General features: G+C 59.1%; 17 protein-coding genes and 1 pseudogene. 10 read left to right on the top strand and 8 right to left on the bottom strand.

Translation table 11 applies throughout. The features are described 5' to 3' along the window. Positions 1-43 precede the first annotated feature (43 nt). A complete protein-coding gene (locus ACDZ94_RS16165; RefSeq protein WP_407017138.1) occupies positions 44-478 on the top strand; it encodes a DoxX family protein in 435 nt (144 codons plus the stop codon). Between the two features lie 259 nt (positions 479-737). After that, on the top strand, positions 738-1,046 hold the full coding sequence (locus ACDZ94_RS16160) for a class I SAM-dependent methyltransferase (protein WP_128591366.1): 309 nt from the start codon (positions 738-740) through the stop codon (positions 1,044-1,046). A 4-nt stretch (positions 1,047-1,050) separates the two neighbouring features. Here the strand turns inward: ACDZ94_RS16160 and ACDZ94_RS16155 are convergent. The 3 genes and pseudogenes from ACDZ94_RS16155 to ACDZ94_RS16145 all read right to left on the bottom strand — a co-directional run bounded on the left by ACDZ94_RS16155 (position 1,051) and on the right by ACDZ94_RS16145 (position 4,457). Continuing rightward, positions 1,051-2,793: pseudogene (locus ACDZ94_RS16155) on the bottom strand (Gldg family protein). 15 nt (positions 2,794-2,808) lie between these two features. Beyond that, positions 2,809-3,534 (bottom strand): ABC transporter permease, encoded by a 726-nt coding sequence (locus ACDZ94_RS16150; RefSeq protein ID WP_432750436.1) that lies wholly within the window; start codon positions 3,532-3,534, stop codon positions 2,809-2,811. Beyond that, on the bottom strand, positions 3,531-4,457 hold the full coding sequence (locus ACDZ94_RS16145; protein ID WP_432751508.1) for an ABC transporter ATP-binding protein: 927 nt from the start codon (positions 4,455-4,457) through the stop codon (positions 3,531-3,533). The genes ACDZ94_RS16150 and ACDZ94_RS16145 overlap by 4 nt, the downstream gene beginning before the upstream one ends. A 239-nt stretch (positions 4,458-4,696) precedes the next feature. Here ACDZ94_RS16145 and ACDZ94_RS16140 point away from each other — a divergent pair, with 239 nt between their 5' ends. Together ACDZ94_RS16140 and greB are read left to right on the top strand one after the other, a co-directional pair. Further along, complete coding sequence (locus tag ACDZ94_RS16140) at positions 4,697-5,701, top strand: hypothetical protein (RefSeq protein WP_432750435.1); 1,005 nt, start codon at positions 4,697-4,699, stop codon at positions 5,699-5,701. A 125-nt stretch (positions 5,702-5,826) separates the two neighbouring features. Next, positions 5,827-6,300 carry a transcription elongation factor GreB gene (gene greB / locus ACDZ94_RS16135; protein ID WP_064451523.1) on the top strand — a complete coding sequence of 158 codons (474 nt, stop codon included), beginning with the start codon at positions 5,827-5,829 and terminating at the stop codon, positions 6,298-6,300. Positions 6,301-6,343: 43 nt separating this feature from the next. Here the strand turns inward: greB and ACDZ94_RS16130 are convergent, their stop codons facing one another. Beyond that, the gene (locus tag ACDZ94_RS16130; RefSeq protein WP_432750434.1) at positions 6,344-8,854 is read right to left on the bottom strand and encodes an ABC transporter permease; all 2,511 of its coding nucleotides are present in this window, start codon (positions 8,852-8,854) and stop codon (positions 6,344-6,346) included. Continuing rightward, a complete protein-coding gene (locus ACDZ94_RS16125) occupies positions 8,854-9,537 on the bottom strand; it encodes an ABC transporter ATP-binding protein (RefSeq protein WP_064451525.1) in 684 nt (227 codons plus the stop codon). Before ACDZ94_RS16125 ends, ACDZ94_RS16130 begins: the two co-directional genes overlap by 1 nt. Before the next feature lie 10 nt (positions 9,538-9,547). On the opposite strand from ACDZ94_RS16125, the gene ACDZ94_RS16120 reads away from it, so the two are divergent. The 3 genes from ACDZ94_RS16120 (at position 9,548) to ACDZ94_RS16110 (ending at position 11,558) form a co-directional block, all read left to right on the top strand. Then, the gene (locus tag ACDZ94_RS16120; RefSeq protein WP_064451526.1) at positions 9,548-10,153 is read left to right on the top strand and encodes an arylesterase; all 606 of its coding nucleotides are present in this window, start codon (positions 9,548-9,550) and stop codon (positions 10,151-10,153) included. A gap of 58 nt (positions 10,154-10,211) precedes the next feature. Next, positions 10,212-10,502: a hypothetical protein gene (locus ACDZ94_RS16115; RefSeq protein ID WP_064451527.1), complete on the top strand. Its 291-nt coding sequence runs from the start codon at positions 10,212-10,214 to the stop codon at positions 10,500-10,502. An 84-nt stretch (positions 10,503-10,586) separates the two neighbouring features. After that, positions 10,587-11,558: a L,D-transpeptidase family protein gene (locus tag ACDZ94_RS16110; protein WP_064451528.1), complete on the top strand. Its 972-nt coding sequence runs from the start codon at positions 10,587-10,589 to the stop codon at positions 11,556-11,558. Positions 11,559-11,692: 134 nt separating this feature from the next. On the opposite strand, the gene oprI is transcribed toward ACDZ94_RS16110, so the two are convergent. Beyond that, entirely contained in the window at positions 11,693-11,944 is a 252-nt protein-coding gene (gene oprI / locus ACDZ94_RS16105; RefSeq protein WP_003172710.1) for an outer membrane lipoprotei OprI, read from the bottom strand. A gap of 612 nt (positions 11,945-12,556) precedes the next feature. On the opposite strand from oprI, the gene ACDZ94_RS16100 reads away from it, so the two are divergent. Further along, a complete protein-coding gene (locus tag ACDZ94_RS16100) occupies positions 12,557-12,838 on the top strand; it encodes a GNAT family N-acetyltransferase (protein WP_064451529.1) in 282 nt (93 codons plus the stop codon). A 64-nt stretch (positions 12,839-12,902) separates the two neighbouring features. Here the strand turns inward: ACDZ94_RS16100 and ACDZ94_RS16095 are convergent, their stop codons facing one another. Together ACDZ94_RS16095 and ACDZ94_RS16090 are read right to left on the bottom strand one after the other, a co-directional pair. Next, positions 12,903-13,979, bottom strand: coding sequence for a 3-deoxy-7-phosphoheptulonate synthase (locus tag ACDZ94_RS16095; protein WP_053255142.1), 1,077 nt, complete (start codon positions 13,977-13,979; stop codon positions 12,903-12,905). A gap of 131 nt (positions 13,980-14,110) precedes the next feature. Next, positions 14,111-14,545 (bottom strand): PilZ domain-containing protein, encoded by a 435-nt coding sequence (locus ACDZ94_RS16090; RefSeq protein ID WP_064451530.1) that lies wholly within the window; start codon positions 14,543-14,545, stop codon positions 14,111-14,113. On the opposite strand from ACDZ94_RS16090, the gene ACDZ94_RS16085 reads away from it, so the two are divergent. Next, entirely contained in the window at positions 14,544-14,930 is a 387-nt protein-coding gene (locus ACDZ94_RS16085; RefSeq protein WP_432750433.1) for a thioredoxin, read from the top strand. The two genes, ACDZ94_RS16090 and ACDZ94_RS16085, sit on opposite strands and share 2 nt — an antisense overlap. Next, positions 14,927-15,892 carry a putative 2-dehydropantoate 2-reductase gene (locus tag ACDZ94_RS16080; RefSeq protein WP_221294280.1) on the top strand — a complete coding sequence of 322 codons (966 nt, stop codon included), beginning with the start codon at positions 14,927-14,929 and terminating at the stop codon, positions 15,890-15,892. Before ACDZ94_RS16085 ends, ACDZ94_RS16080 begins: the two co-directional genes overlap by 4 nt.

Genomic DNA, 15,892 nt, shown 5'->3' with positions numbered 1-15,892 from the left:
ATATAGCGGCCAACCAACCCCTACTTTGAAAAGGATTATCTGCATGAGCCCAATGATCAACCGCATCCTGTCCACCCGCGCCGGTTACGGCCTGACCATCCTGCGAATTTTCGTCGGTATCATTTTCGCGGCACACGGCTCGCAAAAACTCTTTGGCTGGTTTGGTGGCTACGGCCTGGCGGGTACTGCGCAGTATATGGAAAGCCTCGGCCTGACACCGGGTACCTTGATGGCGGTGCTGTCAGGCGGTACGGAGTTCTTCGCCGGGCTGGCATTGATCATCGGTTTGCTGGCGCGCCCGGCCGCATTGGGCCTGACCTTCCTGTCGCTGGTGGCGATTTTCTCGGTGCACATCCACAACGGGCTGTTCATGGCGAACAACGGTTATGAGTTTGCATTGGCCTTGCTCGGCGGCGCGCTTGCGGTCTTGCTGGAAGGCGCTGGCAAACTGTCAGTCGACCGTGCCATCGCCAACTGATACCCACGACGCACCTTGAAAAAGCCCGCCATGAGCGGGTTTTTTCGTTGCTCGCGATTCTTGACACCGCCCCATCGGCTTCTCTAGGATGCTGCTCATGCGCCGATTTAAACAGCTAATTGCGGGGCGCCACTGGGACTCATTGCAGCCCGACAGAAGCCTGCGCTTATTCCGCGTCAGGCTTCGAAATACCGCTAAAGCGCTGGTTCGGTGTTGCCTCTCACCTGCCCGCAGACTTTTGAGGCAGAGACACGACACGATGAATGCACTACGCCCCCTCATACGCCTGGCCCCGATTACTGCGGGCCTGACTCAACGTAATCCGAGAATTCTGCTGGGCGGCAAGCACCAGCCAACGCTGTTGCGTTATCTGGACGGTTGGCCGCGTCGCACGGGGCGGCCTTCGGCCTTCCTGATCCAGTTTGTGGAAGATGGCGACTCACTGGCCCGCTTTGCCAGCAACAGCTTTGATCTTGCGGTTATTCAGGCGCCAAGTGCCGGCGATGCCGACGAGGTGATTCGCCAACTGACGCGCATTGCCCGGCAAGGCTTGATTGCGCGTCGTTAAGGCGTCAGTGGAAGGCTTTAGCAACGACTGCTCGCCGCCGCCGGTGGTACACAAAAACTGCCCAGGCGATCAAGCATAACGGCAGCGGTACCGCGCCGATCATCAGCAGTTTCAGGTTTCGTTCCATGCGATGCACCGAGGCGTAAGCCTGGGCCTTGAGTGCTTGCAACTCCATGGGCAGTCGCAGGCGCTCCTTGTTGAGCGCTTGCAACTGGGTATTGGTATCCACCGCTTGTGTGCCGAAATCTATTCTCGGCGGGTTCAATCGTTGCCACTCCTGTTCGGTTTGCTCAAGCCGTTTTTGCAGTTCTCCCGCCTTTTGCGTATAGGCCTGTGCGGCGGCCTCGCGCATTTGTTCCAGTGCCTGGGGGGCATCGCTCGCCATCGCACGGGGTTGAACGCTCGCGAGAATGTCGGGGGCAGCCAGGTTATCCAATGTATTCAAGACAAACAGCACGTTGTTGTTGGGCGCCGAACTGATGACAGAATCCATCAGCAAATCCGTGTCGGCGACCACCACCACCTGGATGTGTGCGGCTTTTTGCAAACCAGGGGGCTGTCCACTGACACCCTCTGGAAATGCGGAGTAGGCAGGGCCATCGATGCGGGCCGCTATCACCTGGCGTTGTCCGGGAGTCGTCCAGTCGATGAGTGAGTCGAATGCAGGCGCCGCTGCAACCCGGTCAGTGTCCATTAATGCGGACTGCCTGGAGCTTTGCAGCAGAGGCGTCAGCGTCGTACGGCCTTTCCTGACGCGCGAAAGTGCGCCGCTGCTTGATACGACAACAGCATTCAGTTTCCAGGTGCTCACATCGTTGGCTGTCATCGCTTGCCGTGGCAGGTTCAACCTGGCTGCGAGGCGTAATGCCGGCGCCTCAGGGCTGAGCGAAGACGATAGGGTATAGAGATGATCGACCAGTAGTTTGTCCGTCGGCATCTGTATGCCCCACGCGGCAAGTAGCCCGTCGAGCCGGGAGTCCGCCGATGGCGTTTTCCCATCCAACGCGCTCACGGGATCAATGAAGATCATCAGTTTGCCGCCCCTCAATACAAACTGTTCAATCGCATACAAGGTGTGTTCGGGCAGTGCGCGCGGGTGCACGACCATCAGCGTTCCGATCGATTCAGGCACCTTGGAGGTGCTTGATGCCAGGCTCACAAGGTTGAAATGTTGATGCATCTGCGCCATCACTCGGCCGGCAGACTAATTCAGCGCCAGCCCCGTCAGCACGCCAATGGTGGGCGGTTCGGGGTGCATCAACTTGTAGATCAGGTGGCTGATTTCATATTCAAGCAGTGGCTCGTCATCGCGGCTGAATACATCGATACGTTGTGCGGTCTGGCCGGCACGGGTACCGATAAGGCCCATGAAACCCTGCTTGTCATCCAGGCCGAATAAGCCGGCTTTGTAGGCATCTTCTGAATAAGGTGCCGGATCAATAACGTGCAGGTTAATCATGCCCTTTGACGCTTTTTCGAACTCATTGAGCAAGTCTTCGACGCGTTCACCGTAGCGCTTTAATGCCTGGCTTCTGTTTGGATCATGGCTTGAGTTGAAGTAATACAAATCCAGCGGATGTTCCACTGTCGCGAGCAAGTGTTGCACCGAGGGCGACAAAGTGTGTTTTTTTTGCTGTGAAAAGTCCCAGCGTACCTCAGGCAGGTTATTTACCCAGGCCAGATTAAACGCGAGGAACAGTAACAGTATGACCAACAGTGTCATGCCCGTACTAAGAACGGATCGCATACGTTGCTTCCCTTCTCAACTGGTTTTGTAGTTGAGTGTGACCGTCGTTGCCGAGAGAAAGGCAAGGATCATGCTGATGAAGTACAAACTGTCACGAAGTGTCAGTTTGCCATTGTCGATCGTCTCGAAACGCGAGATGGGGTCAAGCGCAATCAAACTGTCTACCACCCAGATGGGCGCGTGATGTTCGAGTGCATCCAGGACAGAAGAAAGTCCGCTGGCCGTCAGCAATAAACCCAACGTCACCAGGAAAATAACCAGGCGTTGGCGCGTGAATGTGCAAATAAAACTACCGACAGACAGATAGCTTCCCGCCAGTAACCAACTGGCCAGAAATTGTGAGCTGATAACACGGTTGTCGGCAGTGCCGAGACAGTTGGCGAGGATCACTATAGGAAACGTGAGCATCAACGCGATACCACACACGACCCACGCGGCCAGAAATTTTCCCATTACGCGTTCTGCTGACGTAATGGGCAGTGTTTTCATCATGTCGCGCAGGCCCGTGGTGCGTTCGTCCGCCCACAGGTGTGTCGATAACATTGGAATCAGCAGCAGATAGAGCCAGGGGTGCAACTGGAAAAATACGTGCAAGTCGCCGCTGTCCCGTTCCATCCACGGGCTCGTATACAGCCCCAGCGTAGCGCACAGCACCAGGAAAGCAGCAACACTCAGGTAGGTGCTTGGCGTGCAGGCGTAACTGGCAAGTTGACGCTTGAAAATAACGGGCAGCAGCTTCAAAGGGATACCTCGTGGCTAAGGCGGTGAACAACGTCGTTCAGGCGCCCTGGTTCCAGGCTCAGTGACGTGATATTCCAGCCGCGGCTGGCGATAAGTGCGTTTATAGGGGGGTAGATGGTGTGCCCCGGCATGGCGAGAACAGTCACGGTGCCTGGCGTGTGCCGGTCCTCCTCTATGCCAGCGACGCCGGGTAATACGGCAAGGGCCAGTAAATCCAGAGGCGTTTGCGCGGCCAGCGTGACGGCTTGGTAATGCCGGGAGTTGCGCTGCAAATCGGGCAGCGGGGTGTCGGCCACAAGATGGCCGTCTGCGATAACCAGCGCGCGCGCGCAGAGATTGGAAAGGTCATCGCAATGACGGGAGGCGATGATGACCGTCATTTCTTCGGCCAGGGACTGGATAAGTGTCTTGAACTTGAGCAATTGATCCGGCGCCAGCCCCTCGATCGGTTCATCCAGCAAAAGCAGGTCGGGTGTATGCAGGATCGCTTGGGCGATGGCTACTTTGCGCTTCAAGCCGATGGAAAGCGTGGCGAGTGGGGCGTTGAGCACGCGGGACAATTCCAGGCGCATGGCTGCTCGATCTACCCGGCTGCGTTTTTCAGCGCCGCTGAAACCTCGCACGTCAGCGATGAAATTTAGCAGGCCTTTGACCGACATCGACTGATGGCTGAGGCCGCCCTGGAGTTGATAGCCCAGGGCTTTTCGGGCTTGAAGTGGGTGCGATTGAGTGTCGAACCCTTGGACAGTGATATGCCCGGCAGAGGGTTTTATTACGCCGGATATCAGGTTCAGCAGTGTGGTTTTGCCTGCGCCATGCTCCCCGAACAGGCCTATGCATTCCTGGCGTTCGGCGCAAAACGAGAGTTGGGTAATGACGTTTCTTTTGCCCAGGTGCTTTGTCAGGCTGCTTATCTCGAGCATTTGTTTACCGAATAAGTTTTGCGAGGCGTATGAGCATGTGCCCGTCATGAACGGTTGAGCGCCAAGAAGGTTACGTTTAAACATTGGACTTGGGAACGTGGGGACATGTTTATCAGATAAGTCCTACGTCAGATTGGATAACTTGCTGAAACAATTGCGTTGTTTCGAGCTTATTAATGGCCGGATGTTTATCTGGCGTTTATATAAGGTTTACTCTTTCGCAATGAGGCCTGAATAGCATGATGCTTCTACGTACCCTTGTTCTTGAACGCAGCGGCCAGGACGCACCGGTCAACGGTGCATTGCTCTGCGGGTTTGCCGTAGCGCAGACCGACTCCAACTTTCTTGTCTATAGCCTGGATGAAGAGATCGAACCCGGTAACTCGAGGGTCTATATCGCGGCGTTACGCAAGAAACTCGATCGGTATTTCCTGGGCGGTGTGGAGTCCAAGGAAGACCTGCAAGTTGCCATGCAAGTCTTTAAGCAAATCCTGATGATGGCGGCAGCTTCCGGCACTAAGACGGGCGCGGTTCTCGAGTCTTCGATCCCGTTTCATTTCATTGATTTGAAAGGCTGCAAGTTGCCACCTGCGAGGCCTGAGGATCATCATTCAATGATGATCAAGAAAGCCTTGGTCATGAAGGTCATTACCTTGGGCATGTCCGCGCCCACATTGCCTGTGATCGAAAGTGCTTCATTGATCGTGCCGTCCATTCGCTTCTCGTCGCAGATGGTTGCGCCACCCCGAACCACGACTTCACCCAAGGCCGCCGAGCAGCCTGTTTCCGAGCCCGTCGTGCCACAACCCCTGGACTCTCCCGTTGCGACAACGCAGGCGCCGGAGCCGGCCGAGCCCAGTGCGCCACCGGCTCGGCTTGAGCCCCGAGAACCGGCGCCGCACAAACTCCCTGCCAAGATGGAACATGCGTCAATGGTTGAGGTGGACAGCACGCTGACCAGCCTCGCCAAGGTCGCCCAGGAGCTGGCACAACAGAAACTCGCCGTTATCGAACGCGAAGAAATACTGGAGCAGTGGCAGGCTCGACTGGAGCAAGAGCAGAGCGCGTTGGATAAAAAGGGTGTTGAGTTGGAGCAGCACGCCACGCAGTTGCAGAACCAGACATTGGAGGTTGGCCGGAAGGCTGAGAAGTTGGCGCTGGCGCTGTCGCAGGTGTCGGGGATGCGTGAGCGTCTGCAGGGTGTGCTCCTTGAGCTGGATCACGCCTTGGATGGCCAGGGTTGAACCGATGGGTTCTCTGGTCTGGCTACTTTTCAGGGTTCATTTATTATCAACCCCAGCCAGCCGACGCCAAGGCATGATGCCGTGGCGTATCGGCACCATTGGACATTGTCTGGGGATGCAAGCGTTTGAGTACCAAGCTGATTACCAAAGAAGGTCATGAAGCGCTGAAAAAAGAGCTGGATTACCTGTGGCGTGAGAAACGTCCGGATACCACCCGCAAGGTGACCTGGGCGGCTTCCCTCGGAGATCGCAGCGAGAACGCGGATTACCAATACAACAAGAAACTGCTGCGTGAGATTGATCGGCGCGTGCGCTACTTGCGCAAGCGTCTGGAAGACATGCGGGTGGTGGAGTACATGCCTGAGCAGGAAGGCAAGGTGTTCTTCGGCGCTTGGGTCGATATCGAAAATGAGCAGGGCGAGACCAAGCGTTTTCGAATCGTCGGCTATGACGAAATTTATGAGCGCATGGATTACATCTCCATCGACTCACCCATGGCCCGGGCGCTGTTGCGCAAGGAAGTCGACGATGAGGCTATCGTGCAGACACCGAATGGTGAGGTGTGCTGGTGGATTACCGGTATCGAGTATGTGAAGTAGACGATGGCCGGCACGCGATTTCGCGTGCTGGCCATCGGTCGTCTCAGCCTTCGCGAAGTACGGTCAACGGGCTGGCATTCAGCGCGCGGCGCGTACCCAATACACCGGCACCGCCGATCAGCACGGCACCGATCACTGGCAGCAGTAGCAGCCACGCATGTGGATGCCATACCAGGTCGAAGGCGTAGCGGTACAGCACCCATGTCACCAGTTCCGTGCCCAGGGCCGCCAGCAGGCCACTGACCGCGCCCAGCAAGCCGAACTCGATCCGCCGAGCCTTGACCAGCAACCTGCGCTCGGCGCCCAGTGCACGCAACAGCGCACCTTGGCGAATTCGCTCATCCAGCGTGGCCTGCAGGCCCGAAAACAACACGGCCATCCCGGCAGCCAACACAAACAGCAATACGTACTCCACCGCCAGGGTCACTTGGGCGAGAATGCTGCGCAACTGCTCCAGCAAGGCTTCGACCTGCAATATCGTGACTGCCGGGAATGTTCGGGACAGATCGACGATCTGCTGGTCGTGCCCAGGCGCCAGGTAGAAGCTGGTCAGGTAGGTGGCGGGCAGGTCCTTCAACGTGCCCGGCTGGAAGATCATGAAGAAGTTGGGCTGGAAGTTATCCCAGTTGATAGTCCGCAGGCTGGTGACCCGCGCTTCGCGATTCTCCCCACCGATAGTGAACACCAGGTGATCGTTCAGCTTGAGCTTCAGGCTTTCGGCGACCTTGGCTTCTACCGACACCCCAGGGATTTCATCGCCCGGTTGCTGCGACCACCAGGAACCTGCGGTCAGGACGTTGCCCGGCGGCAGGTCGGCCGCCCAGGTCAGGCTCAAGTCGCGCTGCACGGCACGGTCACCGCTGGAGTCTTTGCTGACGATTTGCTGCACGGGTTCGCCATTGATGCTGATCAACCGGCCCGGCACCACCGGATACAGCGGCGCCGCTTGCGCCTGCAGGTCCAGCAGGCGCGCGCCAAAGGCGTCCTTGTCGGCCGGCAGGATATTCAGGGCGAAATAGTTGGGGGCGTCCTTGGGCAGTTGGTTTTGCCAAGTGTCGAGCAGTTCACCGCGCAACAGGGCGATCAAGCCCATGGACAACAGGATTAGCCCAAACGCCAGGGACTGACCGGCCGCCGCCAATGGGTGACGCAGCAATTGGCCCAAGCCCAGGCGCCAGGGCAGGGAGGCGCGCGCCAATAGCCGTCGCAAGCTCTGCAGCAACAACAAGAGCAGGCCGCCGAGGATCAGCGCCGCCATCACGCCGCCGCCCAGCAACGCAAAGGTCAGCACCAGATCGAGGCTCAGGCGCCACATGATCAGGCCGAGGGCGAACAGTGCAGCGCCGTACACCATCCAGGTGCTGGAAGGTATCGGCAGCATGTCACGGCGCAATACCCGCAGCGGTGGCACGCGGCCCAGCGCCGCCAACGGCGGCAGGGCGAAGCCCGCGAGGGCAACCAGCCCGGTGCCGATACCTGCAACTGCCGGCAGCAGCCCGCCGGGCGGCACGTCGGCCGGCAACAGGTCGTGCAGGAAATAGAACAGGCCAAATTGCGCCAGCCATCCGAGCACGGCACCGGTCAGGCTCGCCAATAGGCCCAGTACGCTCAGTTGCAGGCTGAACAACACCATCGTTTCGCGGCGTGACAACCCGAGGCAGCGCAGCAGTGCACTGGCGTCGAAACGTCGGCTGGCAAACCGGTTGGCCGACAGCGCCACGGCCACGCCGGCCAGCAGCACCGCCACCAGGCTGGCCATGTTCAAGTAACGTTCGGCCTTGCCCAGGGCGCCGCCGATCTGCTGGTTGCCGTCTCGCGAATCCTGCAGGCGCTGGTTGGCGGCAAGGCCCGGCTTGACCAGGTCGCGATAGGTTTGCAGCGCCGTGCTGCCTTGGGGGGCACGCCACAGTTCGCGGTAGCTTACGCGGCTGCCGGGCTGCACCACACCGGTCGCGTCCAGGTCCGAAAGGTTGATCATCACCCTAGGCGTGAGGCTGTAGAAGTTGCCGGCGCGGTCGGGTTCATAGGTCAGGATGCGAGCCAGTCGCAGGGTTTTCATACCGACGTCGATGCTGTCGCCGACCTTCAGGTTCAGCGCCGTCAACAGCCGTGCTTCCACCCAGGCTTCGCCGGGTTTTGGGCCGCCTCCCGGGGTTTCGGCACCGAAGGGCTCTGTCGCGCTTTTCAGCTCGCCACGCAACGGGTACTGCTCGTTGACCGCCTTGATACTGGAGAGCTGGATGCCGTTATCCGTGGCGATAACGCTGGAGAATTCGACGATGCGCGCGTGATCCAGGCCCAGTTCGGTCCCGGATCTGATTTGTTCGGGACGTGCCGGCGAGCTGCCTTCGAGCACCAGGTCGGCACCGAGAAACTCGGTGGCACGCAACAGCATGGCGCCATTGAGGCGTGCGCCGAAGTAGCCGATGGCCGTGCTGGCCGTCACCGCCACCAGCAAGGCGAAAAACAACACGCGCAATTCGCCGGCGCGGGCGTCACGCAGTAATTGGCGCATGGCAAGGCTGAACAGGCGCAACAGCGGCATACGTGCCATCAAGGCTCCAGGGGCGCGACCATCAGGCCGGCTTCAAGGCGGATCAGGCGTCGGCAACGGTGGGCCAGGCGCTCGTCGTGGGTGACCAGCACCAAGGTCGTGCCGCTCTCTTTATTGAGCTCGAATAGCAGGTCGCTGATGCGCTCGCCGGTGTGGCTGTCGAGGTTGCCGGTAGGCTCATCGGCAAACAGCACCTCCGGCTCGGCGGCAAAGGCCCGGGCGATGGCGACCCGCTGTTGCTCGCCACCGGAAAGCTGGCGTGGCGAGTGGGTCAGCCGTTGGCCCAGGCCGACGCGCTCCAGCAGGTACCTGGCGCGTTCCCGGGCGTCTTTGCGACCGTCGAGTTCCAGCGGCAGCATGACGTTTTCCAGGGCGTTGAGGCTGTCGAGCAGCTGAAACGATTGAAAAACGAAACCCACGTGCTCGGCACGAATGCGCGCGCGCTGGTCTTCGTCGAGGGTGCTCAAGGCCTGGCCGGCGAGGGTGACTTCACCGCTGCTGGGCAGGTCGAGGCCGGCCAGCAGGCCGAGGAGGGTGGATTTGCCGGAACCGGAGCTGCCGACGATCGCCAGGCTATCGCCCTTGTTCAGTTCCAGGCTCAGTTCGTGCAGGATAGTCAGTTCACCTTCCGCGCTGGGAACCACTTTGCTAAGGTTTCGCGCGGTGAGAATGCTTGCGCCCATGGAGAATCCGATGCGAATGTGGTTTTTGAGTGCTGGCCTGGCCTTGATGTGCATGGCCCAGAACGCAGCGGCGGGTACAGTCCTGATCGTTGGGGATAGTATCAGTGCCGGTTTCGGACTGGATACCAGCAAAGGGTGGGTAGCGTTGTTGGGACAACGGCTCAAGAGCGAAGGTTTCGACGATAAAGTGGTTAACGCTTCCATCAGCGGCGACACCAGTGCCGGAGGCCTGGCGCGGCTGCCGGCGGCGCTTGCAGAGCATAAGCCAGATGTCGTGATCCTCGAGTTGGGCGGCAATGACGGTCTGCGCGGCCAGCCGCCCGCGCAATTGAAACAAAATCTTGCGTCGATGATTGACCAGTCCAAGGCCGGTGGTGCCAAGGTGCTGCTGTTGGGCATGCAGTTGCCACCTAATTACGGGCCGAAATACACCACGGCATTTGCCGAGGTGTACGGGGCCTTGGCCAAGGAGAAAAGTGTCCCGTTGGTGCCGTTTTTTCTCGAGGGAATCGGTGGCCACCCGGAACTGATGCAGGCGGATCAGCTTCATCCGGCGGTCGGCGCCCAGGGCAAGTTGCTGGAAAATGTCTGGCCGACGCTAAAACCGCTGCTATGACGCTTTTCTAGCGGCAGGCTTTCGGCTAAGGTGGCGCCCCCCCGATCTGGAGCCCCCGATGTCGCGCCCTGCCTGGTCCCTGTTCAACTACCAACTGATCGAGCCTGACGAGCAGCTGGATCTGTTCGCCTGCCAGGAAGTCCGGGTGCATCTGGTGGCGCGTCAACTGGAGTTGGGCGGCTCGATCGACCGCACACTCTGCGGCACATTATTGCCGGCGCAACCGCGCTGGTCGTCGGTGGGTCGCTCGATCTTTCAGGACCAGCGGTTGTGCCCATTGTGCCGGGCGATTCTCGAATCGCAAAAGCGCGGCACGCCGCTGATCTGGCCGGAACTGCGCTTCGAATAGCAGCAGGGCAGACTGATGCTTGAAGTGCGCTTCACGTATACAATCAGTTTTTTCCTACCCGTCGTTCTGCGAAGGATTTTCCGGATGTTGTCGCGCCTTTCCGTCGTTACCTGCTGCCTGTCTCTCGCTGCGCTTTGTGCGGCCGGTTCGGCGTCAGCCTTGCAGTTGCCCTTGCCACCGCCGGGTGAAGACATCGTTGGTCAGGTCCAGGTGATCAAGGCCAAGTACGAAGACACCTTCGCCGACCTGGGTACTACCTATGACCTGGGCTATTCGGAAATGGTCGCGGCCAACCCGGGTGTCGATGCCTGGTTGCCCGGCGCGGGCACGGAAATTGTGCTGCCCACGCGTTTCATCCTGCCGCCTGGCCCCCGCGAAGGCATTGTGATCAACCTGGCGGAATATCGGCTTTATTACTATCCCAAGGGCCAGAACGTGGTTTACACGTTCCCGTTGGGGATTGGCCGCGAGGGCTGGGGTTCACCCGTCGCGCACACCACCATCACGGGCAAGATCCCCAACCCGACCTGGACGCCACCCGCCTCGATCAAGGCCGAGCATGCCGCCAACGGCGACCCGCTGCCTAACGTGGTGCCGGCCGGCCCGGATAACCCGCTGGGGCCGTTCAAGTTCACGTTGGGCACGCCGGGGTATCTGATCCACGGTTCCAACATGAAATTTGGTATCGGCACGCGTACAAGCCACGGCTGCTTCCGCATGTTCAACAACAACGTGCTGGAAATGGCGAGCATGGTGCCGGTTGGCACGTCGGTGCGAATCATCAGCGATGCCTACAAGTTCGGCAGCAGTGGCGGCAAGGTCTACCTGGAAGCGCATACGCCGCTCAATGATGACGGCACACCGTCGGTCGTCGACAAGCACACCGCGGTGATCAACGCCTTGCTCAAGCGCGAAGACCTGGCCAATAACCTGCGGGTCAATTGGGATCAGGTGCGTGACGTGGTGGCGGCGGAAGACGGTTTGCCAACGGAGATTGGTGTGCCGGGCGGCAACGCGCCAGTGGTGTCGAGTACGCCGGTCGACCTGCAGCAATAAGCGGGCTCGATCAAACGCCCGCCCTGGCCTTGCGCTGCGGCGGGCTTTTTATTGCACGCGATTCAGGGCTGAATTCCGCGCAATAAAAAGCCGATCCAAGAATGGATCGGCTTGATAACAACCCCGAAGGATTATTACTTGCGGCTTGCTTTTTCAAGCATGCGCAGAGCGCGCTCGTTAGCTTCGTCAGCAGTCTGTTGTGCTTTTTGAGCAGCAGCCAGAGCTTCATCAGCTTTACGGTAGGCTTCGTCTGCACGAGCCTGGGAGCGAGCTGCTGCGTCTTCAGTTGCAGTCAGACGAGCTTCGGTTTCTTTGGAGACGCTGCTGCAACCGGTAGCCAGAACTGCGGCCAGAGCCAGAGCAGAGAATTTCAGAACGTTGTTCATCGTGTTCCCCTTCAAGGACTTTCTATTAAATGGCTACTTTCTCAGAGTGAGCTGATAGCCGGCGTACATACTACTCATTACTTGTAGTAAGTAAACTGACGTAGCGCAAGAAGCAAAAAAAATTCTTGCGCCGAATCTATTTTGGCTAATCTTTTGGGGGTTTGTATAAAAACCCTCCGGGAATTTTCATATCAGTGGGAACTGGATCCAAGCTGAAAGGTCCGGCCCGCATGTGTTGGGCCTGCCAAACACGTGAAGATTTATATATCGACGTTGACACTTTTTTTCAGGTTGCCTTTGCCTCACCCGGTATCTTTTGCGCATGTAGAGGTGACTTTAAGAGCGGCAGTTCGTCTCAAGCTTCAACTGCCGGCAATGTTCAGGCTATCGATTGCTGATTGATCGAGGCTCTTTCTGTAACCACCAGCGGCAGGGGATGACGAGTGCGCCTTGAGCTATTGCAGGATTGGTGCCTACTATTCTCTACGTGCTGGTTGTGAGCGCTATAGGTTTTCTCGTTGTCGAAACCGGCACGGGGTGGCGTAGATGTTCCTTCGCCGGAAAAACATCGGTAAGGTAGGGGTCGAAATTCAAGACCCGCGAGGAGTAGTGATGAGCGAGGCGTTGTCCATCCACCATGACCAGGCTGGTCATCAGTTCGAGACCAATGTGGACGGTCATCGTGCCTATCTGACCTATATGGACCTCGGGAAGCAGACCCTGGACATCTATCGTACCTTCGTGCCCAACGCACTGCGTGGCCGTGGCATTGCTGCTGCGTTGACCGAGGAAGCGTTGAAGTTCGCAGAAGACGCCGGGTACACAGTCATCCCTTCGTGCTCCTACGTCGAACGCTACATGGAGCGCCACCAGCGCCATGCCGCGAAGCTGTAACTGATCAGTCGCACACAAAAACGCCGGGCTTAGCCCGGCGTTTTTGTGTGCGCAATTGCGTGGTTCAGGTGCGTTTGCGTTTGGGCAACACGTCCTTGAGCTTGGCGTGCATGCTGCGCAGGGTGGTTTCGGTGGCGGCCCAGTCGATGCAGGCATCGGTGATCGACACGCCGTACTGCAAGTCGGCCAGGTCTTTTGGAATCGCCTGGCAGCCCCAGTTCAAGTGGCTCTCGACCATCAGACCGATAATCGACTGGTTGCCTTCAAGAATCTGGTTGGCGACGTTTTCCATCACCAGCGGTTGCAGGGCCGGGTCCTTGTTGGAGTTGGCGTGGCTGCAGTCGACCATGATGTTCGGCTTGATCTTGGCTTTGTTCAGCGCCTGTTCGCACAGTGCAACGCTGACCGAATCATAGTTCGGCTTGCCGTTGCCACCGCGCAATACCACGTGGCCATAGGCGTTGCCCTTGGTGGTGACGATGGACACGCCACCTTCCTGGTTGATACCCAGGAAACGGTGCGGGCTGGACACCGATTGCAGTGCGTTGATCGCGACCGTCAGGCCGCCATCGGTGCCGTTCTTGAAGCCCACGGCCGAAGACAGGCCGGACGCCATTTCGCGGTGGGTCTGGGATTCGGTGGTGCGCGCGCCGATGGCCGACCAGCTGATCAGGTCCTGCAGGTATTGCGGGGAGATCGGGTCGAGGGCTTCGGTGGCGGTGGGCAGGCCCATTTCGGCGAGGTCCAGCAGCAACTGACGACCAATGTGCAAGCCGTCCTGAATCTTGAACGAGTCGTCCAGGTACGGGTCGTTGATCAAGCCTTTCCAGCCGACGGTGGTCCGCGGTTTTTCGAAATAGACGCGCATCACCAGGTACAGGGTGTCGGACACTTCCGCCGCCAGTACCTTGAGCCGCTCGGCGTATTCGTGGGCCGCCTTGAGGTCGTGGATCGAGCACGGCCCGATGACGACGAAGAGGCGGTGGTCGGTGCCGTCGAGAATGTCACGGATGACTTCGCGGCCCTTGGTGACGGTCTGCAGGGCAGCGTCGCTCAGAGGGATTTCGCGCTTGAGCTGATCGGGCGTGATCAGGGTCTCGTTGGATTCGACGTTTAGGTCATTGATCGGTAAATCAGCCATCGTGTTACTCGTCAGGGTCACGGGTGCCGGCCGCCAGCCATCCCCGTGCGGCGGAGCACAGCATGATTTGAATGCAGGGGGGAGGAACCTTAGCGCGTAACACGGGCCCGCGACAATGGGCAAAACCGGCTTTAATCCAGCGCTGGCGCCACAAAAGCCTCGTGGGAGAACTCAACGGCATGGCGCGAGACCCACTCGCGGGCCATGGCTTCGAGCTGGGCAGGGGTCGGCTCCGTGTCTTCGTGCAGGCGACAGTAGCGTTCTATCTGGCACACTTGCTCGCCCATTCGTGCACCGAACAACGCGTGCTCATCGGTAAAAGAGATGCCGACGCGATAGCCCTGGTCGACTTTGCGGCACCAGGCTACATAGCCCGGATAACGGGCGGTGGCGCCAAGGGACGGGATGTACAAATCAACGGCTGTGCCCTGGCGCAAGGCACGCGGGCAATTGCAGGCGACGCCGCCCAGGCCGATAGTGTGCAGGCGTTGCCGGGGAATGGCAGGGGAGGGACGTTGGATCAACTCGACAGCGACATCATCAGGGTGAGGTAAAAAACGACCCATGTACACGGACTCCGAGCGCCGTCCATTTGACGGCAGTGGCAGCAGTATAGTGAAGGAACAGGAATTGACCGACCTGGATATTGACCAGCAATTGCTGGGATTGCCAGGTATTTCGCTGGTGGTGTTTACCAGCGTAGGCTGCTCCAGTTGCCGCTGGGCACGCCAGCAGTTACCGAGTTGGACGTTGCCGGTGGACCGCGTGTGCTGGGTCGATGCCGGGAACAACGGCGGAGCGGTCGAGCGCTACCAGATCTTTCATTTGCCCGCGTTGTTCCTCGTGTGCGAGGGTCAATTTCTTGGGCAATTACAGTCACGCCTTACGAATAAAGACCTTACCGACGCGGTGAATCACGCACTCACCCGCACACCAGAGGATTTGCCATGAGCGCAGTTGCACCCGAGTCGTCTCCACGTATTGGCATTATTGGCACCGGTGCGATCGGTGGGTTCTATGGGTTGATGCTGGCGCGGGCCGGGTTCGATGTGCACTTTCTGTTGCGCAGCGAATATGCAGCGGTCAGCGAACATGGCCTGCGCCTCAACAGCACGCTGCATGGCCAGTTGCACTTGCACCCGGTGCAGGCTTATGCCCGCGCCGCCGATATGCCTGCCTGCGATTGGCTGTTGGTCGGGACCAAGTCCACCGGCAATGTGGACCTGGCCCCAACCATCGCCCAGGTCGCAGCGCCGGACGCCAGGGTGGTGCTGTTGCAAAACGGCCTCGACGTCGAAGACAGCCTGCGTGAACACCTGCCGCCGTCGCTGCACCTGCTGGGCGGCCTGTGTTATATCGGCGTGCATCGTGCCGCGCCTGGCGTCGTCGAGCATCAGGCCCTGGGCCGGGTCAATCTGGGCTATCACAGTGGCACGGCGGCCAATGATGAGGCGCGCCAGAAGGCGATTGTCGAAGAGGGCGCCGCGCTCTTTCACAAGGCCGGTATCGAGTCCCAGGCCATGGCCAGCGTCCACTTGGCCCGCTGGCACAAGCTGGTGTGGAATGTGCCTTACAACGGCCTCTCCGTGTTGTTGGGCACCGGCACTACCGCGATGATGGCGGATGAATCGAGCCGCGAACTGATCCAGGCATTGATGGCTGAAGTGGTGAAGGGCGCCCATGCCTGCGGTCATGAAATCCCTGCCAGTTATGCCGAGCAGATGTTCGCCATGACCGAAACCATGGTTGACTACCTGCCGAGCATGTACCACGACCATGTGCACAAACGCCCGCTGGAGTTGGCGGCGATTTACGCACGGCCACTGGCCGCCGCCAAAGCCGCAGGTTGCGAATTGCCACGCATGGAAGCGCTTTATCAGGCATTGAGTTTTATTGATCGGCACAACCGCTGA

It is taken from the genome of Pseudomonas sp. UBT, assembly GCF_050915955.1.
Taxonomy (GTDB): domain Bacteria; phylum Pseudomonadota; class Gammaproteobacteria; order Pseudomonadales; family Pseudomonadaceae; genus Aquipseudomonas; species Aquipseudomonas antarctica_A.
This window is presented reverse-complemented; position numbering and strand designations above follow the sequence as displayed.